Consider the following 23,867-nt stretch of genomic DNA (forward strand, 5'->3'; position numbering starts at 1 on the left):
AACCGTGAAATGTCCTAGGGCTCGCCGGCGGGCCGGATCCTCAATCTTGCAATACGGTTCTTCTCGCGCTTCATCACCACGAAACGCTTGCCGTGGAAGGTGAAGGCCTGCTTCTCCTCTGGGATAGACTGCGTCTCGTGGATGACGAGGCCGGCGATCGTGGTGGCCTCCTCGTCGGGCAGGTCCCAGTCGAGCGCGCGGTTCAAATCGCGGATCGGCACCGTGCCGTCGACGACGACCGAGCCGTCGGCCTCCTTCTTCACGCCTTGCATGTCGACATCGTGCTCGTCGGCGATCTCGCCGACGATCTCCTCGATGATGTCTTCAAGCGTCACCAGCCCTTCGACCTCGCCATACTCGTCGACGACGATGGCGAAATGCGCCTTGCGGCGCAGGAAGGCGTTGAGCTGTTCCTGCAAGGTGGTGGTGTCCGGCACGAACCACGGCTTCGCCGCGATCTTCATCACGTCGATCTGCGAGAAGTCGTTGCCGACCTCGTTGAGGGCTCTGAGCAGATCTTTCGCATGCAGCACGCCGACGATGTTGTCGAGCGAGCCCTTCCACAACGGCATGCGGGTGTGTGGGCTCTGCAGGATTTCACGCACCACCGCTTCCGGCGCGTTGTCGGCATTGACCGAGCGCATATTGGTGCGGTGGACCATGACATCGGAGACTTCCAGCTCGTCGAGGTCGAAGAGACCCTCAAGCCGATTGCGCTCCTCGCGGGGAGCCTCGCCATCCCGGCGGGGTTCGTCTCTGTCTTCATCCTTGCCGTTGCGCTCGGACCGGTGCGGCGGCTCGATCGGCTGCAGCGCGAAGCCGAAAGCGGCAAGCAATCGGGCGCGCAACAGAAGCGCCAAAAGCACGATAGCGGCGAGGACAGCGGCAAAGATCCAGCCGGCGTCGGTCATCCAGGCCAGCTTTCCTGCTGGCCCGGATGGCTCGCCTTGAGGAACGAGAGCACTTCCGAGGACGGCACGTCCTTGGCGATGAAAGCCTGGCCGACGCCGTGCGTCAGAATGAAGGTGAGCGCGCCGCGCGACACTTTCTTGTCCTGCGTGATGAAGCCGAGCAGCGCCTCGGCGTCCGGCAGTTCGCCCGGAATGTCGGCCATGCGCCAGGGCAGGCCGACGGCGCGCAGATGCGCCTCGACGCGGTCTGCGTCGTCCGGGCTCGCCAGGTTGAGCCGCGCCGAGAAGCGATGCGCCAACGCCATGCCGATGGCGACGCCCTCGCCATGGACGAGGCGCGAACCGTCATACTGCGTGGCGGCCTCCAGCGCATGGCCGAATGTGTGGCCTAGATTGAGCAGCGCGCGGTCGCCGGTTTCGAACTCGTCGCGGGCGACGACATCGGCCTTGGCGCGGCAAGCCTCGGCGATCGCCTCGACCCGCGCCGGGCCGCCGGCAAAGACTTGCCCCCAGTTCTGTTCAAGCCAGGTGAAGAAGGCCGGGCGGTCGATCAGCCCGTATTTGGCAAGCTCTGCATAACCGGCGCGGAACTCGCGGATCGGCAGCGTGTCGAGCACGCCGGTGTCGGCCAGCACCAGCCTGGGTTGGTGGAAGACGCCGACCAGGTTCTTGCCGCGCGCGCTGTTGATGCCGGTCTTGCCGCCGACGGAAGAATCGACCTGCGCCAGCAGCGAGGTCGGCACCTGCACGAAATTCATGCCGCGCCGCACGATGCCGGAAGCAAAGCCGGCAAGGTCGCCAATGACGCCGCCGCCGAGCGCGATGACCACGTCGCGGCGTTCGAGTTTTGCCGCGAGCACGCCGTCGACCACCTCTTCGAGATGAGCAAAGCTCTTGGTCTTCTCGCCCGCGGGCAGCGTGATGATAGCTGATTGGATGCCGCCTTGCTCCAATCCCGCCTTCAGCGTGTCGAGATGCGCGCCGGCGACATTCTCGTCGGTGACGATGGCCGCGCGGGTGCCGGGGAGCCGGCGTGCGATCTCCTCGCCGGAGCGCGCGAGCAATCCTGAGCCGATCAGGATGTCATAGGCGCGCTCGCCGAGCCCGACCTCGACCTTCACCGGTTCGGCGCTGCTCACGGCTGTACCTCGTCGCCCGTCGCGATCGTGTCGACGCCGAGATGGGCGCAGAGCGCCGCGACCACTTCAGCCGCGATGATCTCCTTGCGGTCGTCGCGCGTCGGCACGGTCAGGTCGGCCGTGGCGTAGACCGGGTAGCGCTCGCTCATCAGCCGCTCCAGCACGCCGCGCGGATCGGGGTTTTTCAACAGCGGCCGGTTCTGTTTCTTCGAAACCCGCTCCATCAACAGATCGAGGTCGGCCTTCAGCCAGACCGACACGCCATGCGCCGAAATCGCCTCGCGCGTCTGCGCGTTCATGAAGGCGCCGCCGCCGGTCGACAGCACTTGCGGGCCATTCTCCAGCAGGCGCAGGATCACCCGCTGCTCGAGCGCGCGGAATTCCGGCTCGCCATAGCGCTCGAACAGTTCCGGCACCGTCATGCGCGAGACGCTTTCGATCTCCTGGTCGCTGTCCATGAAGGGCAGCGCCAGCATCATCGCCACCTTGCGGCCAATCGCCGTCTTGCCGGCGCCCATCAACCCGACGAAGATGATCGAGCGGCTGCCGAGCGCTTCGATCAGCGCGGCATAGCCTTCGTCCGTCGGATTTGCTGGCAGAGCGTTCATCGGGGCCTCTTTGCGCCGTATCGACATCAAAAGCCTGTTTGCGTCAAGCACGGCCGGACAAACGACCGCGAAGCTTTCCCGGCAAAACCTCTGTCCACATGAATCCTTCGTCCTTGAATTGGCCGGATTGGCGTCTCATAAGGGCACAGAACAACAAGACGGGCGAAAATTGAATGCCGACTTTGTTTCGCTTCGTCGTGACGCTGGCGGTTCTTGCGGGCATTGCCTATGGCGCGATGTTCGCGCTGGCGATGTTCGTGGAACCGAAAAAAGCGGAAATGAGCATCCGCATCCCCGCCGAAAAGCTCAACCCCAAGAAGAACTTGACGCAGAACTGATCCCGGCCAGATGAAGAGCGCGGCCCGCATCGAAGCTTTCCTCGAAATGATGAGCGCCGAACGAGGCGCGGCCGAAAACACGCTTTCCTCCTACCGCCGCGACCTGGAGGACGCTTCGGAAGCGATCAAAGGCGGACTTGCGGGCGCGGGACCGGCCGACATCCGCGCCTATCTCGACGACGTCGCCGCGCGCGGCTTCGCGCCGACTTCGCAGGCGCGCAAATTGTCGGCGATCCGCCAGTTCTTCAAATTCCTCTACGCCGAAGGCCTGCGCGGCGACGACCCGACCGGCACGCTGGACAGCCCGCGCAAGGGCCGGCCGCTGCCGAAGACGATGAGCGAGGCCGAGACCGGGCACCTGCTCGACCGGGCGGCCCAGGAAGCCGGCGAAGCCGGCCCGGATGGCGACAGGCTGGCCGCGCTGCGCCTGCATGCACTGGTCGAGGTGCTCTACGCCACCGGCTTGCGCGTATCGGAGCTGGTCGGCCTGCCGGTCACGGTGGCGCTGCGCGACGACCGCTTCTTCATGGTGCGCGGCAAGGGTGACAAGGAACGCATGGTGCCGCTCTCGGCCAAGGCACGCGCCGCCATGCGCGCCTGGCTTGCCGCAAGGGTCGAGCGGCCGGCCTTTGCCGACAGCCCGTTCCTGTTTCCAGCCTCCTCCGACAGCGGCCATCTCTCCCGGCAGGTTTTCGCCCGCGATCTCAAGGGCTTGGCTGCGCGGTCGGGGATAGCCGCAGCCAAGATCTCGCCGCATGTGCTTCGCCATGCTTTTGCCAGCCATCTCCTGCAGAACGGCGCCGATCTGAGAGCCGTTCAGCAACTCCTGGGCCATGCCGATATCTCGACCACGCAGATCTATACCCATGTGCTGGAGGAGCGGCTGGTGCGGCTGGTCAACGATCATCATCCGCTTGCCGACTAGGCCTCATATCGCTATGTGAGGGCGACGTTCCACCGCCCGGAGCCGGCATTTCAGCGGTTCCGCCAGCCATTGCCTTCCGACGGATCGGTCCGCTCAAGCATGTACAACTACCTCGACTTCGAAAAGCCGGTGCAGGATCTGGAGCTCAAGATCCTTGAGCTGAAGAAGCTTGCCGAGAACGGCGAGGCGGTCGACGTCGCCGAAGAGATCAGCCGGCTGGAAAAGCGCTCGCGCGACGCATTGCGCGATCTGTACAGGGCGCTCACACCCTGGCAGAAGGTGCAGGTCGCGCGTCATCCCGACCGCCCGCATTGCGTCGACTACATCAAGACGCTGTTCACCGATTTCACGCCCCTGGCCGGCGACCGCAATTTCGGCGACGACCAGGCGATCGTCGGCGGCTTTGCCCGATTCCGTGGCGAGCCGGTGGCGATTATCGGCCAGGAAAAGGGTTCGGACACGGCAAGCCGTATCAAGCACAATTTCGGCTCGGTGCGGCCCGAAGGCTACCGCAAGGCCGTGCGCCTGATGGAATTGGCCGACCGTTTCCAGATCCCGCTTTTGACGCTGGTCGACACCGCCGGCGCTTACCCCGGCGTCGGCGCCGAGGAGCGCGGCCAGGCCGAAGCGATTGCCCGCTCGACCTCGGCCTGCCTTTCGCTGAAAGTGCCGTCGATCTCCGTGGTCATCGGCGAAGGCGGCTCCGGCGGCGCCATCGCGATCGCCACCGCCAACCGGGTCTACATGCTGGAGCACGCCATCTATTCGGTGATCTCGCCCGAGGGCGCGGCGTCGATCCTGTGGCGCGACACCACTCGCTCGAAGGACGCGGCGACCAACATGAAGATCACCGCGCAGGATCTTTTCGAGATGAAGATCATCGACGCCATCATTCCCGAGCCGATGGGCGGCGCCCAGCGCGCGCCGGAAACGGTCATCGCCTCGACCGGCGACCTCATCGCCAGGACGATGAAGGACTTTGCCGGCGCCAATACCGATTTCCGCGAGCAGCGCCGCGAGAAATACCTGGCGATGGGTCGCACCCTGTGACCCTTCGGGTCTGCGAGTCGTTCAATTGTGGCCGCAATGAGCAATTTCGCCACAAAAATGCCGCCGCATTCGGCTCAATGAAACTTTGCCGTCAGGGGTTGGGAAACTTGCCGCGATGGGTTCGCCAAGGCTTGCGGTAAGGAATTTTCAAGGTTAACGGGCTTACGGTCCGTCTGTGTTCAGCATGGCGGCCCGGCCGAAACGGAGCCGTTGGCCCGAGAGAAAAGACATAGCCGTCAAGATGTTTGCCAAGCTTGCCCGCACCGGAATCCTGATCGCCGCCATCGGCGTCGCCGGCTGCAATGATTCGTCGATGAAGGATTTCGCGCCGGAGGCCAACAAACCGTTGCCGGACAAGATCGTCGCCGATATGCGGGCCAAGAGCATGGTGCGCACCTCCTCGGTGATGGCGCGCATCTTCAAGGAAGAAGGCAAGCTGGAGATCTGGAAGGCCAAGACCAATGGCCGCTACGATCTCGTCGCCACCTACGACATCTGCAAATGGTCGGGAAAGCTCGGTCCCAAATACACCGAGGGCGACCGTCAGGCGCCGGAAGGCTTCTACACGGTCCGGCCGTCGCAGATGAACCCGCGATCGAATTACCATCTGTCCTTCAATATCGGCTTCCCCAACGCCTATGATCGCGCCAACGGCCGCACGGGCCAGAACCTGATGGTTCATGGCGCCTGCTCGTCGTCCGGCTGCTATTCGATGACCGATGCGCAGATCGAGCAGATCTATGCCTTCGGCCGCGATGCCTTCCAGGGCGGCCAGACCGAGTTCCAGATCCAGGCTTTTCCGTTCCGCATGACCGCCGCCAACATGGCGCGCTACCGCAACGACCCGAACTACGAGTTCTGGAAGATGCTGAAGGTCGGCTACGACAATTTCGAAATCACCAAGGTGCCGCCGAAGGTCGACGTCTGCGAGAAGCGCTACGTCTTCAATCAGGTCGCGCCCGAAGGCACGACCTTCGATCCGACCGGCCCCTGTCCGGCAATGACCCAGCCCGATTCGCTGAAGACGGCCTATGTCAATTACGAGAAGAGCTACGACGCGGCCTTCAATTCGGCCGTGAATTCGAGCACGCCGCCGCCGAAGCCGACCATTGCCGGCATCAAGGAAGCCAGCATCGTTTCCGACTGGTCCAAGCGTCGCGCCCGCGGCGAGCGCGTGCCGATCGACCCACCATCGCTGAATACCGACGGCTCGGTGACGGAAACGACCCGCATGGGCCGCATCGATTCGCCGACCGGCCGCAAGATGGCCGCGCTCGACGCGCAGAAGGAAGCCAAGCGCAAGGCCGAAGAGCAGCGCCTGGCGGCGATCGAAGCCGCCAAGGCCGCCAAGGAACAGGCAAAGGCACAGGCGCTGGCCGAGAAAGAAGCAGCCAAGCAGGCGGCGCAGCAGCCTGTCGTCACCGCGGGCGTCGAAGCCGCGCCCGCGCAGCCGGAGCAGGCCGCCGACGCCGACCAAGGCACCGTGTCGAAACTGAAGAAGAAGCTGCTCGGCATGTTTGGCGGCTGAGGCCCTGCAGCTTGGCAAGACAGGCCGCAATTTACGATCTCAAGGGGCTGAACTGCCCGCTGCCGGTGCTGAAGGCCCGCAAGCGCCTGGCGGCGATGCGGCCCGGCGGCAGACTGTGGCTCGAGACCACCGATCCGCTGGCGGTGATCGACATCCCGGCCTTCTGCGCCGATGCCGGCCACCAGCTGATCGAGACGGCGGCGGTCACAGGCGGCCACCGTTTCCTGGTCGAGCGCGGCAACGCGGCCTGAGTCTTCGGCTATAGCCCGGCAATCGCCAGCGGATTGGCTTCGAGCGCGGCGCGGTCCGGCGTGTCGATCGACGGCTTGTTGGTGAAGGCGGCGAACAGCCGCCGGATATAGTCGTCCGGCATGTCGAGCGTGATCAGCACCAGCCTGGTGCCGCGCTGGCCGTCGGGCCAGGACGGCAGTCTTGCCGGCGGGTGCAGGATCTTCTGCACGCCGTGGATGACCAGCGGCCGCGAGGGGTCCTCCATCAGCTCGATGACGCCCTTCATGCGCAGCAGTTTCTCGCCATGCGTCGAGCGCACAAGATCGAGGAACATCTCGATCGCCGAGAACGGCACCGGGCCGTCATGGACAAGCGAGTGCGAGCGCACGCGCGCGTCATGGCGATGCTCATGATCGTGGTGGTGGTCATGGCCGCCGTCATGGTGATGATGGTGATGATCCTGATCATGCGCCGCCTCTTCACCGAGCCAGCGCCGCACATCGGCGGACTTGGTCTGAGGATTGTAGAGGCCGCAATTGAACAGCGCCGCGGCGCCGGCCTCGTTGACGTCGAGCACGATGGCGCCCGGATTGATCTGCCTGAGCCTCGTCCGCAACGCCCCGACCTCGCCCGGGCCGGCAAGGTCGGTCTTGGTCAGTACGATGCGGTCGGCCACCGCCGCCTGCTTGACCGCCTCGACATGGGCGTCGAGCGTCGCCTCGCCGTTGACGGCGTCGACCAGCGTGATGACGCCGTCGAGCCGGAAGGCCTGCACCAGCGCCGGATGCGCCATGATCGACTGCAGCACCGGCGCCGGATCGGCCAGACCTGTCGTCTCGACGACGACACGGGCCAGTTTCGCGATACGGCCGGTCTGCAGCCGGTCGACGAGATCGGCCAGCGTATCGACCAGGTCGCCGCGCACCGTGCAGCAGAGGCAGCCGTCGGAAAGCTGGATGATGCCGTCAGAAGCCTGTTCGACCAGCAGATGGTCGATCGCCACCTCGCCGAACTCGTTGATGATCACCGCCGTGTCGGCAAGCCCTGGATCCTTGAGCAGCCGGTTGAGCAGCGTCGTCTTGCCGGCGCCGAGAAAGCCGGTGAGCACCGAAACGGGGATGGGAAAGCCGCTGGCCATGGCATTGCTCTTGATTGGGCATGATCTTTCCCGAAAACCGGTTCCCACTTTTCGGGATCATGCTTCCTAGTTCGCCGCCTTGACCGGCTGATCGCCCTGCGCTGCGGCGGCCGCAGTTCCAGTCGCCAGCGGCTCGGCGCCGTTCGGCACCGGCCTGTCGGGCCGCCAGCTCGGCAACGGCACATCGGCATAGTTCTGGTCGGTCTGGTCGACGAAAGCCTTGGGCGCCGGCCCGGTGGCGCCGCCCAGCCCGACGGCGATCAGCGTCGGATGGTCGAGTTTCACCTGGTAGGGCGATTTCGGTTTGTCCTTGGCGGCAACCTCGGGCGCTGCTTCCGATTGCTCATCCTTCGGCTTTTTCGCGCAGATCTCGTCATGCATGTCGTTGGGCGACAGCGTGTCGCCATAGGGCTTGAGCGCCGCCAGGGTGTTCGAGGTGGCTGCCGGCATATCAAAGCCCCGGTCGAGCAGCTTTGCCGCCGCTTCGGCGCGGCTGACCGCCGATTTCTCACCGAGCACCACGGCGACCAGCGTGCGGCCGTTGCGCGTCGCCGAGCCGATCATGTTGAAGCCCGACGAGCAGACGAAGCCGGTCTTCATGCCGTCGGCGCCGGGATAGCGGCCGATCAGGAGATTGTAGTTCGCGATCGCCTTCTTGCCGACGGCAAGGCCCTCGATCGAGAACCACGGCGAATATTGCGGAAAATCGGTGCGCAGAGCCGCCACCAGCACGGCGAGGTCGCGCGCGGTCGTGTATTGATCCGGCGAATAAAGCCCGTTCGGGTTGACGAAATGCGTGCCCGTCATGCCGAGCCGGGACGCCTCGGCGTTCATGCGGTCGGCGAATGCGGCTTGCGACCCGCCGATATTCTCGCCGATGGCCATCGCGATGTCGTTGGCCGATTTGACCAGCATCATCTTCAGCGCATTGTCGAGCCGCATCACCGAGCCGGGCTTGAAGCCCATCTTGCTCGGCGGCTCGCCGGCCGAATGTTTCGTTACCTTGATCGGCGAATCGAGCGCCACCTCGCCGGCTTGAATCGCCCGGAACGTCACATAGGCCGTCATCAGCTTGCTGAGCGAGGCCGGATACCAGCGCTTGAATGCGTCCTGATGCTCCAGCACATAGCCGCTCTTGAGGTCGAAAAGGACGACCGGGTTGGCTCGGGCCGCGCCCGCAAACACCGCAGGCGCCAGCGCGCCTGCCAGCAAAAGGTTGACGAAATGCCGCCGCATGATCAAATCCGAAATCGCCTCTTGCCGTAGTCGCCGCTGGCTCCGTAAGATTTCGTTACCCATCGCCAGCATAAATGCAGCCCGACCCTCGATCCCGGACCGCATTGTTGCCGTGCTATTTACCCTATGTGACGCCAAAATGGCAAAGTGCAAGACAATCACAATTGCTGAGCGGCTGTGAACCGACTGCCGCCAATCAACAAAGAGATGGACCGATCATGCCGATTCTGAACCGCGCCGCGGAAATGCAGGAAGAAGTTGCCGGCTGGCGACGACATCTCCACCAGACACCGGAGCTGAATTTCGACGTCCACCAGACTGCCGGCTTCGTCACCGAGAAGCTGAAGGCCTTTGGCTGCGACGAAGTGGTCACGGGGCTGGGCAAGACCGGCGTGGTCGGCATCATCCGCGGCCGCAAGGGCGATGGCGCCACCATCGGCCTGCGCGCCGACATGGACGCGCTGCCGATCGAGGAGATCACCGGCAAGCCATGGGCCTCGACCGTGCAGGGCAAGATGCATGCCTGCGGCCATGACGGCCATACCGCCATGCTGCTCGGCGCCGCCAAATATCTTGCCGAGACACGCAATTTCGCCGGCAACGTCGCCGTGATCTTCCAGCCGGCCGAGGAAGGCGGCGGCGGCGGCAACGAAATGGTCAAGGACGGTATGATGGAGCGCTTCGCCATCGAAAAAGTGTTCGGCATGCACAACATGCCGGGCCTGCCGGTCGGCCAGTTCGCCATCAAGCCCGGCCCGATCATGGCCGCGACCGCCGAATTCACCATCACCGTCAAGGGCCGCGGCGGCCATGCGGCGATGCCGCACGGCACGATCGACCCGATCGTCATTACCAGCCAGTTGGTCGGCGCGCTGCAGACCATCGCCTCGCGCAGCACCGATCCAGTCGAGGCCGTGGTGGTGTCGGTGACGAAGTTCCATGCCGGCGACGCCTATAACGTCATTCCCGAAAGCGCCGAGATCGCCGGCACCGTGCGCACCCTGAAGAAGGAAGTGGCCAAGAAATCCGAAGAGCGCATCCGCGCCATCTGTGCCGGCATAGCGACCGCCTTCGGCGCCACGATCGAGGTCGATTACGACGCCAACTACCCGGTCACCTTCAACCATGCCGAAGAAACCGTGTTTGCCGGCGATATCGCGGCCAACGTCGCCGGTGACAGCCACGTCCACCGCGCCATCCAGCCGGTGATGGGCGGCGAGGACTTCTCCTATATGCTGGAAGCCCGCCCCGGCGCCTTCATCTTCATCGGCAACGGCGACACCGCGGGCCTGCACCACCCGGCTTATGACTTCAACGACGAAGTCATCCCGCACGGCATGAGCTACTGGGTCAAGCTGGCGGAGACGGCGCTGGCCGCCTGAGCGGCGACACGCCCCGGAGCGGCGCGCCCGTTCGCCGCCGCCTTCTCGCCTCTTGGCGAACCGGCCCGAAGCGTTTATGTGTCGGGCCGCGTGGTCCCGTAGCTCAGTAGGATAGAGCGGCAGATTCCTAATCTGTAGGTCACAGGTTCGATTCCTGTCGGGATCACCAACGTTTCAATCGCTTGGCGAAATTATTTCCCTACTTTGGGAGATTATTTCGAAATTAGTACGGGAAATTTCGTAGACTTACGGATCCTGGACACACATGTTGCAAGAAGGAAGCGGCGCAAATCCGTTGCGAAGCGGAGGCTACGAACGGATATCGGTTTAGGCGGCGACGCCGCCTAGATAGGCACTGATGACCGCCTCGTTGCTCGCAAGCTCATTGCCCGGGCCCTCAAGAACGACACGCCCGGCCTTGAGCACGTAGCCGTAGTCGGCGAATTTCAAGGCGACCTTGCTGTTCTGCTCCACAAGCAGGATCGTCACGCCCTCGCGGTTGAGGCGCTGGACGATGTTCATGACTTCCTTGATCAATTGCGGCGCCAGCCCCATCGATGGCTCGTCGAGCAGCAGCACCTTGGGCGCTGCCATCAGGGCGCGTCCGATTGCAAGCATCTGCTGCTCTCCTCCCGAGAGGTTCCTGGCATCGCCATTCTGTCTGCGCGCCAGGATGGGGAAGAGCTCAAAAACGTGGTCCAGCCGCCGGCGCCGCTCGACGTCGTCGGCAAGCGTAAACGAACCGAGGTCAAGGTTCTCCTTGATCGTCATGTCGCCGAAAATACGCCTTCCCTCCGGGACGTGGACGAGCCCGCGATGCGGCAGGCGGTGGGCAGGGACCCTGGTTATGTCCTCGCCCAGGAAGCGGACATTTCCAGAGGATGCGGCAACAAGGCCGGACAGCGTGCGCAAGGTGGTGCTCTTGCCCGCACCGTTCGCGCCAAGCAGCGCGACGATCTGGCCGCGCTTAACCGAAAGGCTGACGCCATGCAGGGCTTCGATGCCGTCATAGCGCGCGACGATGCGGTTCGCGGAAAGAACGATTTCGGCGTCCATCATTCCTCCGTACCCAGATAGGCTTCGATGACCCTGGGGTCCGCCCGCACGATCTCCGGCGGTCCGTCGGCGATCTTCTGCCCATAGTCGAACACCACGATCTTCTCCGACACCTGCATCACCAGGCCCATGTCGTGCTCGATCAGCAGGACGGTGATACCGGTTTCGTCACGGATGCGGCGGATCAGGTGAACAAGGTCCAGCTTTTCGCGCTCGTTCAGCCCGGCGGCAGGCTCGTCCAGCAGGATGAGCTCGGGCGCCGACGCCAGGGCTCTTGCGAGTTCGAGCCGCCGTTGATCGCCATAGGAAAGGCCGCCGGCGCGGCGATGCGCATGCTGCTCGATGCCAACGAAATCGAGCCAGTGCATGCCGGCCGCGCGGATCGCCTCCTCCTCGCGCCGTTGTGCCGGCAAGTGCAGGATCGCCGACACTATGCCGTGGCGGCTGCGGCAATGCTGGCCGGACATGGCGTTTTCCAGAACGGTCATTTCCTTGAACAGCCTGATGTTCTGAAACGTGCGGGCGAGCCCGAGCGCGGTGATGCGATGCGGCGGCAAACCGGCAATTGGCCGGCCGCCGAGATGGATCGAGCCGCCCTTCGGCTTGTAGAATCCGGTCAGGCAGTTGAAGAGCGACGTCTTGCCGGCCCCGTTCGGCCCGATAAGGCTGTTGATGACGCCCTTCTCGACGGAGAACGAAATGTCGTGAAGGACCTTCAGTCCCCCAAAACTGAGGCGCAGATCGCGGACTTCCAGCAGCGCCATGGTCAAACTCGCTTGTCCGGCCAGAGCCCATTTGGCCTGAAGAGCATGATTGCCAGCAGCGCAACCGCGGTCACCAGTGGACGATAGGTGCCCGCCCCGCGCAGCACCTCCGGAAGCAGCGCAACCAGAATGGCGCCCAGGACGACGCCGGGAATGCGGCCCATGCCACCCAGGACGACACCGAGAAGGATGAGCAGCGATTGATTGAAGGTGAAACTCTCCGGCGAGATGGCCGTCATCTTGGCCGCGTAGAGGCAGCCGGCGACGGAAGCGATCACCGCCCCCATCATATAGGCCTGCAGCTTGGCCGTGACACGGTTGATGCCGATGCCCGCGGCGGCGTCCTCGTCATAACGAACATAGAACCAGGCTCGTCCCATTCGCGACCGCTCGATGCTCAGACAGACGAAGGCGGTCAGCAGCGCGAGCACCAGGAACGCATAGTAGAAATGCTGCACCTGCATCAGCTTGAAGCCGAAGATCTCCGGCCGCTCGATGCCGACGAGACCGCTGGCGCCACCGGTGATGTCGAGGTTGCGGGCGATGATGCGCACGATCTCGCCGAAGCCCAGCGTCACGATTGCCAGATAGTCGCTGCGCAGCCTTAGCGTCGGTGCACCGATGATGATGCCGGCCACGCAGGCCGTCGCCATGGCGACCGGGATGGTGAGCCAGAAATTGAAGCCGAATTCCGCGGTCAGGATACCTGACGTGTAGGCCCCTACCGCGAAAAAGGCAGCGTAACCGAGATCGAGCAGACCCGCATAACCGACGACGATGTTGAGGCCGAGGCATAGAACGATATAGAGCAGCGCCGTGGTCGCCACCTCCGTCACATAGGCGTTGGCGAATTGCGGCAACACCAGTGCACAGGCGAGTGCCGCCAACCCAGGCAGCACGACGGACCAGCGCATCAATTGCGGTTGCACGGCGGCCGGCATGGTTCTCACTTCGTCGATCATCACACCCGCTCCACCACCGAGCGACCAAGAAGGCCGGTCGGCTTGAACACAAGGAACAGGATCAAGGCCCCGAAGACGAAAACGTCACGCCACTCCGATCCGACGAAGGGCAAGGACGAGCCGAAAGCCTCGAGCAGGCCGAGCAGCAAGCCGCCAAGCATGGCGCCCGGCACGCTGCCGATCCCGCCGATGACCGCGGCGGTAAAGGCCTTCAGCCCCATGATGAAGCCCATGAAGAAATGGACACTGCCATAGTAGGCGCCGGCCATGACCCCGCCGCCGGCGGCAAGCGCGGAACCCATGAAGAAGGTCAATGCGATTACCCGGTCGACATCGATGCCCATCAGGCGGCTCGCCCCCATATCGATGGACACGGCGCGCATCGCCTTGCCATACATGGTGCGTGAGACAAAGGCCTGCATCCCGGCCATAAGAGCAATGGAGGCGGCCACCAGCACCATCTGCGTGTAGGTGATGTGAACGGTGGAAATGTCGACGCCGGCAAAACCGAGATCCGTGTTGAATGCGTAGTGCCGCCCGCCGGTCAGGGCGAGTGCCGTGCCGTTCAACACCATCGACGCACCGAGCGCTGTGATGAGGATGGATAGGCGCGGCGCATTGCGCATCGGCCGATAGACGAAGCGTTCGATGACAACGCCGAGCAAGCCAACGGCCAGCATCGACACCAGCAGTGCACAGACCACTCCCAGCCAGCCGTTGCCGACCCAGATGCCGACGAAGGAAAACACAATGAGACCGACGAAGGCGCCACTCATATAGATGTCGCCATGGGCGAAATTCAGGAGCTTGATGACGCCGAAGACCATGCTGTAGCCCAGCGCGATCAGGGCATAGAATGAGCCAACGATAAGACCGTTCACCAGTTGCTGAATAACCAGGTCGAGCGTCATTGATGCTCCAGGTGCAGAATTGAAAAAGACTTGCATGGGCGCGGCGTCAATGCGCGCCAGACAGCCGGCGGTGACGCCGAGGCCGCCATAAGGCCGGCCTTGGCGTCAATCTGATTCGCCTTTACTCGGCTGCCACCCACCTGCCGCCCTTGGCGACCACCGGGCGGAAGTTGGACGTCTGGAGCGTGTTCTTGTCGGTGAACTTGATTTCACCGGCCAGCCCCTTGAAGTCACTCGCCTTGAGTGCCTCGATTATCGCCTTTTGATTCGCCGACTTGGCCCGCGTGATCGCATCGACGATCAGGTCGCCTACATCATGAGAAAGAGCCGCATAGGCGCCCGCGTCGCGGCCATAGGTTTCCTTGTACTTGGCCTTGAAGTCGGCGGCGCCGGACAAGAGGTCGACGGTGGGCGGGGACAACAGGTACACGCCCTCACCGGCCGAGCCGGCGATTTCCAGATACTCCGGCGAATTGTTGCCATCGCCGAGCACGATGCCGCCCTGGAACCCGGCTTGCCGAAGCTGCTTGGTGAGCAGGGCGCCACCGGCATGGTAGGCGGTCCAGAAGACAGCGTCGGCGCCGCTTGATTTGATCTTGGTGACGACCGCCGAATAATCCTGCTCGCCGGCCGTGGTGGTCTCCTTGGCGGCAATTTCGCCGCCTGCGCTCTTGAAGGCTTCGGCGGTCAGCTTGGCTAGGTCGGACGAATAGGCATCGCCTTCGTCCACGACTGCGATCTTCTTGTAGCCGTTCTTCTTGAAGAGTTCGACGGCCGTTGTTGCCTGCATGTCGCCGGTCGAATTGGCGAGGAATGCATTGCCCTGATTGGCGGCGACCAGCTTGGTCGAGTTCGCTCCAATGATGACGAACGGAATGCCGGCGTCGCCATATATCTTCAATGTCGGCAGGACAGCGCCCGAACAGTAGCCGCCGACGATGGCGGTCACGCCTTCCGAGACAAGCTTGCTGCCTGCGGTCACCGCCTGCTGCGGATCGCAGGCGTCGTCGGCGGTAGTGGTGATGATCTTGTCGCCGTTGACGCCACCTTTGGCGTTGACGGCATCGATCGCCATCTTCACGGCGTTCTCCATATCCTGCCCTTCACTGGCCAGTTGGCCAGTCATCGGGGCCACAATGCCGATCTTGATGTCGGCAGCCGCGGCCATCGTGGTCATAGCCAGCCCGGCAAGGGCGGTGGCACAAGCTAGCCTCTTGGCAAGCCTCTTGAAGGAAACAACCATTATTATCTCCATTTCCCCTGTTGGCGCATCCAGGCGGCGTGCCCGAAATGCATTGTTTCGCCCCTCGGTTGGCTGCGGAGCGGTTATGTTGAGCAAGATCGCCAGCCGGCCACGCGATGTCACCGGCAAGGACTGACCCGGCAGATCAGTGACTGCCGCTGGAGGCCCGGGCATAGGCTCCCTGATAGCGGTTCTCCCGAATGCTGAGCATGATCGCGGCTTCGCGGGCTTCCTGCGCCCGGACAGCGGCCAGCAAAGCCGCGGCACCGTCGATTGGAAATGCCACGACGCCATCCTCGTCGCCCACGACGATGTCGCCCGGGCCAACGACCATGCCGCCTATGCAGACGGGAACATTGATGGCTCCCGGACCATCCTTGTAAGGTCCGAGATGGATGGCCGACCGTGCGAAGCATGGAAACGGACTACGGCCGATGGCACCGGCATCGCGGATGGCGCCGTCGATGACAATGCCTGCGGCGCCGCGCGACGCCGCGACACTTGTCATGATCTCGCCGATCAGCGCGCGCCCCTCATAGCCGCCGCCATCGACGACGACTACGTCTCCGGGCTGCAACAGATCGAGCGCCCGATGGATGAACTGGTTGTCGCCGGGGCGGGTCCTGACCGTCAGCGCCCTCCCGGCCATGACGCCGCTCGCCTGATGAAATGGCCGCAAGCCGACAGCTCCGGGGACACGAGCGAGATTGTCGCTGATGAGTGGCGTCGCAAGAGCGCGGAACGCCTCGATCAGTTCGCTTTCCTGTGGTCCATCCGCCATCGCCTGCACTCCTGCCGTCGGCATATCTCGTGAATATAGTATCCAATCACAATTAATTCGGTGGAGTCAACCGACCTTGCGGCCGTCGGCAGAAAAAAGGCAAAGCGGCTCTGCAATGGCGCACAGCCGGCCAAACATGGCCCCGTAGTTCCACCCATCCGGGCTTGCAATGGCGTCGAAGTTCAAGATAGATTGGATAACATATCCATAAATATCGTGATTGTGAAAAAGGAATTGACTGTGAAGCACGCAGGAAAAGTCGTGATCGTCACCGGGGCGGCACAAGGCCTGGGCCTTGCCTGCGCCGAGCGCTTTCATGCCGATGGCGCAAGGGTTGTGCTAGTCGACGTGCAGGCCGATCGCGGGCGCGAGCATGCCGAACGTCTTGGCGAGCGCGCCGTCTGGCTATCCGCCGACCTTTCCGAAATCAGCAGGGACATGGCCGACGGCATCATTGCCAAGGCCATGCATAGCTTCGGCGGTGTGGACGTCCTGATCAACAATGCCGGCATCATCCATCTGGACGATTTCGTCGATTTCCCCGAGGAGGCCTTCGATTTGGTTCAGCGCGTCAATCTCAAGGCGCCCTTCCTGCTCGGGCAGGCGGCGGCGCGAGCCATGATCGCGCAGGGACGCGGCGGCTCGATCATCAACATGTCGTCGATCAACGCCATTCTGGCCATTCCCAATTCCGTCGCCTATGCCGTGTCCAAGGGTGGCATCAAGCAATTGACCGCGGTGATGGCCGTCGGACTGATCCCGCACAACATCCGCGTCAACGCCATCGGCCCCGGCACCATCCTGACCGACATGGTCAAGAGCTCGGTCATGGCCAGCGAAGTGCAGCGCCAGACCATCCTGTCGCGCACCCCGAGCGGCCGCTGCGGCGAGCCTTCGGAGATCGCCAGCGTCGCATCCTTCCTGGCCAGCGACGACGCCTCCTACATTGTCGGCCAGACCATCTATCCGGATGGCGGCCGGCTGATCCTGAATTATACGGTGCCGGTGAAGGACTGACCGCCCATGGTTGTCGGTACGCCCCACATCAGCCTTGCAGGATCGAGCGCGCTGCTGCTCGATGGCGCGCAGGGGGCCTTCGATGATGCCACCCAGGAACTGGTCTGGGCAGTAGCGAACGCCGCGCTGACCCTCGAGGGGGTGCGCGAGGCTGTTCCCGGCATGAACAACTTGCTGGTGGTCTTTGATCCGCTCGCTACGGACGCCCACGGCGTCGGCGATCAGCTGATGTCGCTCTGGACCTGCACCGATGCCCATGCGGTTGCAGGCACGCATCATACCATTCCCCTCAGCTACGGCGGCGCGCGCGGCGAAGATCTCGCCGGCTGGGCCGCGCATTGCGGCCTGTCTGTCGACGAGACCGTCAGGCGCCACGCGGCGACCACCTACTCCGTTGCCGCCATCGGCGCCATGCCGGGTTTTCCCTATCTGTCCGGTCTCGACCCGCGGCTTGCCTGGGCAAGGCGCAGCACGCCTCGCCTCAAAGTCGCTGAGGGCGCCGTCATCATTGGCGGCGCGCAGGCGGGTATCATGCCGATGACAGCACCATCCGGATGGCACATCATCGGCCATACCGACGTGAAGCTCTTCAGGGCCGAAGCGGAATTGCCCGTGCTCCTCAGGCCCGGAGACAAGATTCGCTTCGAAATCGCAGGGATCGAGGCATGATCGAGATCCTCACCACCGGCCTGCCGAACACGGTCCAGGACCTCGGCCGGCCCGGTCATCTGGCGCTGGGGGTGAGCCATGGCGGCGCCATGGACAGGCAAGCACTGGCGATCGCCAATCTCATGCTGGGCAATGATCCCTCGGCCGCCGGGATCGAGGTCGCGCTTCATCCGTTCCGGCTGCGCGCGCATATCGACACCGCCGTCGCCGTCACCGGTGCGGATTGCGCCGTCAGCGTCGGCGACCGGCCCTGCCCGCCCTGGTGGGCCATGACGATCCGCGCCGGCAAGGCCCTTGTCCTCGAGGCGCCGCGAGTCGGTGCGCGTTCCTACATCGCCTTTGCCGGCGGGCTCGATCTGCCGCCCGTCATGGGGTCGCGCGCGACGGACGTGAAAGGCAGTTTCGGCGGGCTCGCCGGACGCGGCCTGTCCCGCGGCGACCAGCTTGCGCTCAACCCTGCGCAATGCCGCCTTCCCGCGGGCGGCTTTGGCGCAGCGCTGAAGGAGCGGCGCGGCGCCGCGGGCGGCTTTGCCTCGGCAATCGAATTGCGGGTTCTGCCCGCTGCCGAGTTCGACGCCTTCACGCCGGAGGCCCAGGCAGCCTTCACCGGCAGCGAATGGAGCATCACCAACGACGCCAACCGAATGGGATATCGCCTTGCCGGAGAGACGCTTTCGCTCCTCTCACCGCTCGAATTGCTGTCCCACGGCATCGTGCCGGGAACTGTCCAGGTGCCGCCATCCGGTCAGCCGATCATCCAGCTTGCCGATGCCAACACGTGCGGCGGCTATCCGAAGATCGCCACGGTGATCGAAGCCGACCTGTGGCGGCTGGCGCAGGCGCCAGTCGGTGCGCGGTTGCGATTCGTGCCGGTCTCGATTGAAGTGTCGACGGAGGCGCTTCGCGCGAACCGGCGGTGGCATGACGAATTCGTTGCCGCGCGCAATCTGGTGGCGGCAAGGTCCCGGCCGAATTGATGGAGAAACCCGCACCGATTGGCCCGAGATCCGATGGTGATAACAAGGAACGGCACGACATCGGCACCCGCATCAAGATACCAGCGAGCAGGACAGGTCCATGGAAATCCGCCCTTTCACGATCCGGATCGACCAGGCTGAAATCGACGAATTGAAGAAGCGTCTTTCGACCTGGCGAGCGCCGGACCAATTGCAGGCGATAGGCTGGGCGCAGGGAACGGAATACGAAGAACTGCGGCGGCTTGTGCAGTACTGGGGCACCGGCTTCGACTGGCGCAAGCAGGAAGCCGCCTGGAACCTCCATCCGCACTACCAGACGGATATCGGCGGCCAAACCATCCATTTCATCCATGCGCGCGCCGCTGTTGCGACCGGCAGAACGGTCATACTCACCCATGGCTGGCCGGGCAGCGTCTTCGAATTTCATGAGCTGATCCCGTTTCTGACCGACCCGCTTTCGCATGGCGGAAGACAGGAGGACGCCTTCAATGTCGTGGTCCCGTCGATTCCCGGCTATGGCTTTTCAAGCCGGCCGACCAGGCCTGGTCTCAACCTGTTCACCGTTGCCGAGATTTGGGCCGAGTTGATGAACCGTCTCGGCTACGAGCGTTATCTCGCCCAGGGAGGGGATCTGGGCGCCAGCGTGTCGACCTGCCTGGCACACGCGCATCCCGACAGTCTCGCCGGCGTGCATCTCAATTTCATTCCCGGCTCATTCTCACCACCTCACGATGCAAGCCCAGACGGTGACTTGACGTCGGAAGAACGCGCCTTCCTGGAACGGAAAGCCGGTTGGGCGGATCTTCATGGCGCCTATGCCCACATCCAGGCGACGCGCCCGCAAACGCTTGCCTACGGGCTGACGGATTCGCCGGTCGGACTGGCGGCATGGATGGCCGAAAAGTTCCGCGACTGGAGCGATTGCGATGGCGATCTGGGCAACGCCGCTTTTTCGCATGACGACATGCTCGCTGACATCTCGCTTTACTGGTTCACCCGGACCGTCGCTTCGTCGATGCGGCTCTATTGGGAAACGCGCGCCCGCCCGCTTGCATTTGCGCCCGGCACGGCGATCCACGTCCCGCTTGCGGTGGCTTTGTTTCCCAAGGAGCTGCCGATGCCGCCAAGAAGCTGGGTCGAACGAGTCTTCAAGGACATCCGCCGGTGGACAGCGATGCCGCGCGGTGGTCATTTCGCAGCCCTTGAGCAGCCCGCTTTGCTTGCACAGGATCTAAGGGCCTTTGCCGGCGGTCTGGATTTTTGAAGGCACCTGCGTTTGCGCGCAGCCAAACCCGAAGGCAGAAATGACCAACACCGCGATCACCGTCGATGCCCTGCATGAGCGTGTCGATGCAATTTTCCGCAAGGCGGGACTGAACCCCATCCAGGCCGGCGCCATCACCCGGGTCATCGTCGCGGCGGAACGCGATGCCTGCAAGTCGCATGGTGTCTACCGCATCGAAGGCGCCCTGCGAACGATCAAGGCCGGAAAAGTGGAGCCGAACGCGCTGCCCGAATTGTTGCCGCAAGACGCGCCCGCCATCGTCAAAGTGGATGCGAAGCATGGCTTCGCCAACCCGGCCTTCGAATTGGGCCTGCCCGTTCTGGTCGAGCGGGCACGCTCGTGCGGCATTGCCGCGCTCGCGATCAACGATGCCGTGCATTTTTCCGCCCTTTGGGTGGAGGTCGAAGCCTTGACGCAGGCGGGCCTTGCCGGCCTGGCCATGTGCCCGAGCTATGCCACGGTCGCTCCGACCGGTGGCAACAGACCATTGCTTGGCACCAATCCTTTTGCCTTTGGCTGGCCGCGCGAAGAGCAGCCGCCTTATGTTTTCGACTTCGCGACGTCGGTTGCCGCGCGCGGCGAGATCGAGCTCCATCGCCGGGCCGGCAAGAAGCTGCCCGAAGGCTGGGCGATCGATATAGATGGCAGGCCGACGACAGATCCGGAAGCTGCCTTGGCGGGCGCCATGCTTTCGTTCGGCGGGCACAAGGGGTCTGCCATCGGGACGATGATCGAGCTGCTCGCCGGCATCATGATCGGCGACCTGACCAGCCCCGAGGCGCTTGATCTGCTCGGCACCACGACGCTTTATCCATCGCATGGAGAGCTGGTCATCGCCTTTTCGCCGCAAGCCTTTTCCGCCGGACGTCCCGGCAATCCGCTGGGTCGTGCCGAAGCCCTGTTCGAGGCGATCGTCGGCCAGAGTGCACGCCTGCCCTCGCAGCGACGGTTCCTCGCTCGTGCGACTTCGCAGAGAGACGGCATCAGCCTCTCCGCCCAGGAAATCGAACAGCTCGACCGTTTTCTCGAACGAGGACTCGGCGGCGTGTGACGTGAAGCTCGGATCATCAGGAGAATGGAGAAAAATGCGCTGGACATCGCCTCAGCGACGTCTGGTTCTGAAACGGTTGCGGCCGTGTTCAGGCCGTTGCCGCGAATGCCCGGACGCTGACGCCGTTCGCTTCCAGCCGTCTCCTGACATGCGCGGCGATGGCGACGGCCGCCGGCGTGTCGCTGTGGACGCAGATGGAATCGATCGGCGTCCGCAGCATCTGCCCGGAAAGCGTCTCGATGCCGCCTTGCTCGACCATCCGCACGACCCGTTCTGCGGCCTTTTCGGCGTCATGGATGACCGCGCCTGCCAGCTTGCGCGAGACAAGAAAGCCTTCCTCGGTATAGGCACGATCGGCGAAGATTTCGGACCTGACCGTCAGGCCAGCGTCGCGCGCGATCCTGTCCTGGAAGCCGAGCGCAATAACCAGGCATATCAGGCCGGGATCGACGGCCTTGACTGCGCGGGTCACGGCTTCGGCGACGCCACGGTCTGTCTGGGTAAGGTTGCCCAGCGCGCCATGCGCCTTCACATACCGGATCGGGTGGCCGGCATAAGCGGAAAGCGCTTGCGCCGCGCCGACCTGGTAGGCGACCAGCCGTTCGATCTCATCCATGGAATGCGGGATGTTGCGGCGTCCGAACCCCCACAAATCGGCGAAGCTAGGATGCGCGCCAACGGCGACGCCCTTGTCGCGCGCCATCGAGAACGTAGCGGCCATGATCTCGGGGTCCCCGGCATGAAAGCCGCAGGCCACGTTGGCGGAACTGACGATATCGAGGATCGCCGCGTCGTCGCCGAGCCTGTAGGCTCCAAAACCCTCGCCCATGTCGGAATTGATATCGACCTGCAATCCCGTGGCCGTCATGGCGCTTTCCTCGGTGGTTCGAACCATCGCCTTTGCCTTCACGCCAGTTCGTAGAGCGGAGTGCCGTAGCCGACGACCGCTCCGTCCTTGATCAGCGCCGCGCCCAGCACGCCGTCTGCCGGCGCGAGCACCGCTTTCAGGCACGGGCCGACCTGCAGGACGCCGACCGTCTCGCCCTTGCGGACCGTCTGGCCAGGTTCGGCAACCGGGTGGCCGGTGGTCGGGTGATCGAGGCGGAACACGCCAACGCCAGGCGCACGCACGCCCTTGAAGACCGTTTCGGCCTTCGGCGCTTCGGCCGCGGCCACGGGTGTCGGGGCAACAACGGCCTGTACAAGCAGGCGCAGCGAAAAGCCGGTCTCCGCCAGCTCGATCTCGCCTATGCCGGCGCTTGCGCACCAGGCAGCCAGCCTTTCGATCTCCTCAAGCGTCATCGCCGCCTCGTCGCTCAAGCAGACCGCCTTCGATGAGGTGTTCGAGATGATGAATATCGAAGCCTCCGGCAGCGAAGCCGGGATCCTCCATCAGGATGCCGTGCAGCGGCGCGTTGGTGGCGATGCCGACTGCCTCCATCTCGCCCAGCGCCCCGCGCATGCGCCGGATCGCCTCTGCCCGCGTCGCGCCATGTGCCAGCAGCTTGGCCACCAGCGAATCGTAGTGCGGCGGCACGGCGTAGCCGGAGTAGAGATGCGATTCGACGCGGATACCGGGACCACCGGGCGGCGTCCAGCGCTCGACCCGGCCCGGATGCGGCCGAAAGCTGTACGGATCTTCAGCGTTGATGCGGCATTCGACGGCGTGGCCTTGAATGCGGATGTCTTCCTGGCTGAACGACAGCGGTTCGCCGCGAGCGATGCGGATCTGCTCTCGCACGATATCGATGCCGGTGACGAGTTCGGTGACCGGATGCTCCACCTGCACGCGGGTGTTCATCTCGATGAAAGAGAAGCGCCCGTCCTCGTAGAGGAACTCGAACGTACCGGCACCGGTATAGCCGATGGTCAGGCATGCGCGGGCACACAGATCGCCGATCTCGGCGATCGCCTCGCGGGCGATGCCAGGCGCCGGCGCCTCCTCGATGATCTTCTGGTGACGACGTTGCATGGAGCAATCCCGCTCGCCGAGCCAGACCGCCCTACCGTGCTTGTCCGCCAGGATCTGGATCTCGATATGGCGCGGCTGCTCGAGGAATTTTTCCAGATAGACTTGCGGGTTGCCGAAGGCCCGGTCCGCCTCTTTCACCGCCATGGAAACGGCTTCCATCAGGGCCTGCTCATCGCGCACGATGCGCATGCCGCGCCCGCCCCCGCCACCCGCTGCCTTGACGATGACCGGATAGCCGATGGCCTCGGCAATGGCGCGCACCTCTTGCTCATCCTGCGGCAGCGCGCCCTTCGAGCCCGCAACGCAGGGAACGCCGGCAGCGATCATCGTGCGCTTGGCGGAGACCTTGTCGCCCATGGTGCGGATCGCCGTCGCGGACGGCCCGACGAGAATGAGGCCTGCGTTTTCGACGGCCTCGGCGAAGGCGGCGTTCTCCGAAAGGAAACCATAGCCCGGATGGATCGCGCCCGCGCCGGCGAGTTGCGCGGCCGCGATGATCTCGGCGATGTTGAGATAGCTCTCTGTCGCGGCAGCCGGTCCAATGCAGATCGCCTTGTCCGCCAGCGCGACATGGCGAAGGCTCGCATCGGCCTCCGAGTGCGCCGCCACCGTTTTCAATCCGAGATCGCGGCAGGCGCGCAGGATGCGCAGCGCGATTTCACCGCGGTTGGCGATAAGGACGGTATCGAACAT

At 64.0% G+C, this 23,867-nt stretch carries 25 protein-coding genes and 1 tRNA gene; 12 read left to right on the forward strand and 14 right to left on the reverse strand.

What is annotated here, in order from left to right; translation table 11 throughout:
- Positions 1–14: 14 nt before the first annotated feature.
- Genes YU3_RS0117770 through YU3_RS0117780 form a run of 3 tightly spaced genes read right to left on the reverse strand, consistent with a single transcriptional unit; the run spans position 15 to position 2,658 of the window.
- On the reverse strand, positions 15–911 hold the full coding sequence (locus YU3_RS0117770; RefSeq protein WP_027167520.1) for a transporter associated domain-containing protein: 897 nt from the start codon (positions 909–911) through the stop codon (positions 15–17).
- Entirely contained in the window at positions 908–2,050 is a 1,143-nt protein-coding gene (aroB, locus tag YU3_RS0117775) for a 3-dehydroquinate synthase (RefSeq protein WP_027167521.1), read from the reverse strand. The genes YU3_RS0117770 and aroB overlap by 4 nt, the downstream gene beginning before the upstream one ends.
- Entirely contained in the window at positions 2,047–2,658 is a 612-nt protein-coding gene (locus YU3_RS0117780; protein WP_027167522.1) for a shikimate kinase, read from the reverse strand. Before YU3_RS0117780 ends, aroB begins: the two co-directional genes overlap by 4 nt.
- A 173-nt stretch (positions 2,659–2,831) precedes the next feature.
- On the opposite strand from YU3_RS0117780, the gene YU3_RS0117785 reads away from it, so the two are divergent.
- The 5 genes from YU3_RS0117785 to YU3_RS0117805 all read left to right on the forward strand — a co-directional run bounded on the left by YU3_RS0117785 (position 2,832) and on the right by YU3_RS0117805 (position 6,750).
- On the forward strand, positions 2,832–2,996 hold the full coding sequence (locus YU3_RS0117785) for a hypothetical protein (RefSeq protein ID WP_027167523.1): 165 nt from the start codon (positions 2,832–2,834) through the stop codon (positions 2,994–2,996).
- A 10-nt stretch (positions 2,997–3,006) separates the two neighbouring features.
- Positions 3,007–3,921 carry a site-specific tyrosine recombinase XerD gene (locus YU3_RS0117790; protein WP_027167524.1) on the forward strand — a complete coding sequence of 305 codons (915 nt, stop codon included), beginning with the start codon at positions 3,007–3,009 and terminating at the stop codon, positions 3,919–3,921.
- A 99-nt stretch (positions 3,922–4,020) separates the two neighbouring features.
- Positions 4,021–4,971, forward strand: coding sequence for an acetyl-CoA carboxylase carboxyltransferase subunit alpha (locus YU3_RS0117795; RefSeq protein WP_027167525.1), 951 nt, complete (start codon positions 4,021–4,023; stop codon positions 4,969–4,971).
- A 241-nt stretch (positions 4,972–5,212) separates the two neighbouring features.
- A complete protein-coding gene (locus YU3_RS0117800) occupies positions 5,213–6,499 on the forward strand; it encodes a murein L,D-transpeptidase family protein (RefSeq protein WP_027167526.1) in 1,287 nt (428 codons plus the stop codon).
- Positions 6,500–6,510: 11 nt separating this feature from the next.
- Positions 6,511–6,750, forward strand: coding sequence for a sulfurtransferase TusA family protein (locus tag YU3_RS0117805; protein WP_027167527.1), 240 nt, complete (start codon positions 6,511–6,513; stop codon positions 6,748–6,750).
- An 8-nt stretch (positions 6,751–6,758) separates the two neighbouring features.
- Here YU3_RS0117805 and YU3_RS0117810 read toward each other — a convergent pair whose 3' ends face one another.
- Positions 6,759–7,868, reverse strand: a complete 1,110-nt coding sequence (locus YU3_RS0117810; protein ID WP_027167528.1) for a GTP-binding protein — start codon at positions 7,866–7,868, stop codon at positions 6,759–6,761.
- Positions 7,869–7,934: 66 nt separating this feature from the next.
- Positions 7,935–9,104 (reverse strand): D-alanyl-D-alanine carboxypeptidase family protein, encoded by a 1,170-nt coding sequence (locus YU3_RS0117815; RefSeq protein ID WP_027167529.1) that lies wholly within the window; start codon positions 9,102–9,104, stop codon positions 7,935–7,937.
- Between the two features lie 218 nt (positions 9,105–9,322).
- Here YU3_RS0117815 and YU3_RS0117820 point away from each other — a divergent pair, with 218 nt between their 5' ends.
- Together YU3_RS0117820 and YU3_RS0117825 are read left to right on the forward strand one after the other, a co-directional pair.
- Positions 9,323–10,486: a M20 aminoacylase family protein gene (locus YU3_RS0117820; protein WP_027167530.1), complete on the forward strand. Its 1,164-nt coding sequence runs from the start codon at positions 9,323–9,325 to the stop codon at positions 10,484–10,486.
- Between the two features lie 92 nt (positions 10,487–10,578).
- Positions 10,579–10,655, forward strand: a tRNA-Arg gene (locus tag YU3_RS0117825).
- Positions 10,656–10,813: 158 nt separating this feature from the next.
- Here YU3_RS0117825 and YU3_RS0117830 read toward each other — a convergent pair.
- The 6 genes from YU3_RS0117830 to YU3_RS0117860 all read right to left on the reverse strand — a co-directional run bounded on the left by YU3_RS0117830 (position 10,814) and on the right by YU3_RS0117860 (position 16,203).
- The gene (locus YU3_RS0117830) at positions 10,814–11,542 is read right to left on the reverse strand and encodes an ABC transporter ATP-binding protein (protein ID WP_027167531.1); all 729 of its coding nucleotides are present in this window, start codon (positions 11,540–11,542) and stop codon (positions 10,814–10,816) included.
- A complete protein-coding gene (locus YU3_RS0117835) occupies positions 11,542–12,306 on the reverse strand; it encodes an ABC transporter ATP-binding protein (protein ID WP_027167532.1) in 765 nt (254 codons plus the stop codon). The genes YU3_RS0117830 and YU3_RS0117835 overlap by 1 nt, the downstream gene beginning before the upstream one ends.
- Before the next feature lie 2 nt (positions 12,307–12,308).
- On the reverse strand, positions 12,309–13,268 hold the full coding sequence (locus YU3_RS0117840) for a branched-chain amino acid ABC transporter permease (protein WP_245273533.1): 960 nt from the start codon (positions 13,266–13,268) through the stop codon (positions 12,309–12,311).
- Positions 13,268–14,179: a branched-chain amino acid ABC transporter permease gene (locus tag YU3_RS0117845; protein WP_027167534.1), complete on the reverse strand. Its 912-nt coding sequence runs from the start codon at positions 14,177–14,179 to the stop codon at positions 13,268–13,270. Before YU3_RS0117845 ends, YU3_RS0117840 begins: the two co-directional genes overlap by 1 nt.
- 121 nt (positions 14,180–14,300) lie before the next feature.
- Complete coding sequence (locus YU3_RS0117855; RefSeq protein ID WP_036258779.1) at positions 14,301–15,422, reverse strand: branched-chain amino acid ABC transporter substrate-binding protein; 1,122 nt, start codon at positions 15,420–15,422, stop codon at positions 14,301–14,303.
- Between the two features lie 145 nt (positions 15,423–15,567).
- Positions 15,568–16,203: an RraA family protein gene (locus YU3_RS0117860; RefSeq protein WP_027167536.1), complete on the reverse strand. Its 636-nt coding sequence runs from the start codon at positions 16,201–16,203 to the stop codon at positions 15,568–15,570.
- Positions 16,204–16,443: 240 nt separating this feature from the next.
- Between YU3_RS0117860 and YU3_RS0117865 the strand changes: the two genes are divergently transcribed.
- The 5 genes from YU3_RS0117865 (at position 16,444) to YU3_RS0117885 (ending at position 21,202) form a co-directional block, all read left to right on the forward strand.
- On the forward strand, positions 16,444–17,220 hold the full coding sequence (locus tag YU3_RS0117865; protein WP_027167537.1) for an SDR family oxidoreductase: 777 nt from the start codon (positions 16,444–16,446) through the stop codon (positions 17,218–17,220).
- 6 nt (positions 17,221–17,226) lie between these two features.
- Positions 17,227–17,889, forward strand: a complete 663-nt coding sequence (gene pxpB, locus YU3_RS0117870; protein WP_027167538.1) for a 5-oxoprolinase subunit PxpB — start codon at positions 17,227–17,229, stop codon at positions 17,887–17,889.
- Positions 17,886–18,866: a biotin-dependent carboxyltransferase family protein gene (locus tag YU3_RS0117875; protein WP_027167539.1), complete on the forward strand. Its 981-nt coding sequence runs from the start codon at positions 17,886–17,888 to the stop codon at positions 18,864–18,866. The genes pxpB and YU3_RS0117875 overlap by 4 nt, the downstream gene beginning before the upstream one ends.
- Before the next feature lie 100 nt (positions 18,867–18,966).
- The gene (locus YU3_RS0117880; protein WP_027167540.1) at positions 18,967–20,130 is read left to right on the forward strand and encodes an epoxide hydrolase family protein; all 1,164 of its coding nucleotides are present in this window, start codon (positions 18,967–18,969) and stop codon (positions 20,128–20,130) included.
- 40 nt (positions 20,131–20,170) lie between these two features.
- Complete coding sequence (locus YU3_RS0117885; RefSeq protein ID WP_027167541.1) at positions 20,171–21,202, forward strand: Ldh family oxidoreductase; 1,032 nt, start codon at positions 20,171–20,173, stop codon at positions 21,200–21,202.
- Positions 21,203–21,290: 88 nt separating this feature from the next.
- Here the strand turns inward: YU3_RS0117885 and YU3_RS0117890 are convergent, their stop codons facing one another.
- From YU3_RS0117890 to accC, 3 genes are read right to left on the reverse strand one after another with little or no spacing between them, the layout of a single operon-like run.
- A complete protein-coding gene (locus tag YU3_RS0117890; protein WP_027167542.1) occupies positions 21,291–22,070 on the reverse strand; it encodes a 5-oxoprolinase subunit PxpA in 780 nt (259 codons plus the stop codon).
- Positions 22,071–22,108: 38 nt separating this feature from the next.
- Positions 22,109–22,522 carry a biotin/lipoyl-containing protein gene (locus YU3_RS0117895; RefSeq protein WP_245273534.1) on the reverse strand — a complete coding sequence of 138 codons (414 nt, stop codon included), beginning with the start codon at positions 22,520–22,522 and terminating at the stop codon, positions 22,109–22,111.
- Complete coding sequence (accC, locus tag YU3_RS0117900; protein WP_027167544.1) at positions 22,494–23,867, reverse strand: acetyl-CoA carboxylase biotin carboxylase subunit; 1,374 nt, start codon at positions 23,865–23,867, stop codon at positions 22,494–22,496. Before accC ends, YU3_RS0117895 begins: the two co-directional genes overlap by 29 nt.

The organism is Mesorhizobium sp. WSM3224 (assembly GCF_000427725.1).
In the GTDB taxonomy this organism is placed as follows: domain Bacteria; phylum Pseudomonadota; class Alphaproteobacteria; order Rhizobiales; family Rhizobiaceae; genus Mesorhizobium.

Coding starts and splice junctions, on each gene's coding strand:
- YU3_RS0117770 (WP_027167520.1), bottom strand. CDS start 911: ATGACCGACGCCGGCTGGATCTTTGCCGCTGTCCTCGCCGCTATCGTG.
- YU3_RS0117780 (WP_027167522.1), bottom strand. CDS start 2,658: ATGAACGCTCTGCCAGCAAATCCGACGGACGAAGGCTATGCCGCGCTG.
- YU3_RS0117785 (WP_027167523.1), top strand. CDS start 2,832: ATGCCGACTTTGTTTCGCTTCGTCGTGACGCTGGCGGTTCTTGCGGGC.
- YU3_RS0117790 (WP_027167524.1), top strand. CDS start 3,007: ATGAAGAGCGCGGCCCGCATCGAAGCTTTCCTCGAAATGATGAGCGCC.
- YU3_RS0117795 (WP_027167525.1), top strand. CDS start 4,021: ATGTACAACTACCTCGACTTCGAAAAGCCGGTGCAGGATCTGGAGCTC.
- YU3_RS0117800 (WP_027167526.1), top strand. CDS start 5,213: ATGTTTGCCAAGCTTGCCCGCACCGGAATCCTGATCGCCGCCATCGGC.
- YU3_RS0117810 (WP_027167528.1), bottom strand. CDS start 7,868: ATGGCCAGCGGCTTTCCCATCCCCGTTTCGGTGCTCACCGGCTTTCTC.
- YU3_RS0117815 (WP_027167529.1), bottom strand. CDS start 9,104: ATGCGGCGGCATTTCGTCAACCTTTTGCTGGCAGGCGCGCTGGCGCCT.
- YU3_RS0117820 (WP_027167530.1), top strand. CDS start 9,323: ATGCCGATTCTGAACCGCGCCGCGGAAATGCAGGAAGAAGTTGCCGGC.
- YU3_RS0117830 (WP_027167531.1), bottom strand. CDS start 11,542: ATGGACGCCGAAATCGTTCTTTCCGCGAACCGCATCGTCGCGCGCTAT.
- YU3_RS0117835 (WP_027167532.1), bottom strand. CDS start 12,306: ATGGCGCTGCTGGAAGTCCGCGATCTGCGCCTCAGTTTTGGGGGACTG.
- YU3_RS0117840 (WP_245273533.1), bottom strand. CDS start 13,268: ATGATCGACGAAGTGAGAACCATGCCGGCCGCCGTGCAACCGCAATTG.
- YU3_RS0117845 (WP_027167534.1), bottom strand. CDS start 14,179: ATGACGCTCGACCTGGTTATTCAGCAACTGGTGAACGGTCTTATCGTT.
- YU3_RS0117855 (WP_036258779.1), bottom strand. CDS start 15,422: ATGGTTGTTTCCTTCAAGAGGCTTGCCAAGAGGCTAGCTTGTGCCACC.
- YU3_RS0117860 (WP_027167536.1), bottom strand. CDS start 16,203: ATGGCGGATGGACCACAGGAAAGCGAACTGATCGAGGCGTTCCGCGCT.
- pxpB (WP_027167538.1), top strand. CDS start 17,227: ATGGTTGTCGGTACGCCCCACATCAGCCTTGCAGGATCGAGCGCGCTG.
- YU3_RS0117875 (WP_027167539.1), top strand. CDS start 17,886: ATGATCGAGATCCTCACCACCGGCCTGCCGAACACGGTCCAGGACCTC.
- YU3_RS0117880 (WP_027167540.1), top strand. CDS start 18,967: ATGGAAATCCGCCCTTTCACGATCCGGATCGACCAGGCTGAAATCGAC.
- YU3_RS0117885 (WP_027167541.1), top strand. CDS start 20,171: ATGACCAACACCGCGATCACCGTCGATGCCCTGCATGAGCGTGTCGAT.
- YU3_RS0117890 (WP_027167542.1), bottom strand. CDS start 22,070: ATGACGGCCACGGGATTGCAGGTCGATATCAATTCCGACATGGGCGAG.
- accC (WP_027167544.1), bottom strand. CDS start 23,867: ATGTTCGATACCGTCCTTATCGCCAACCGCGGTGAAATCGCGCTGCGC.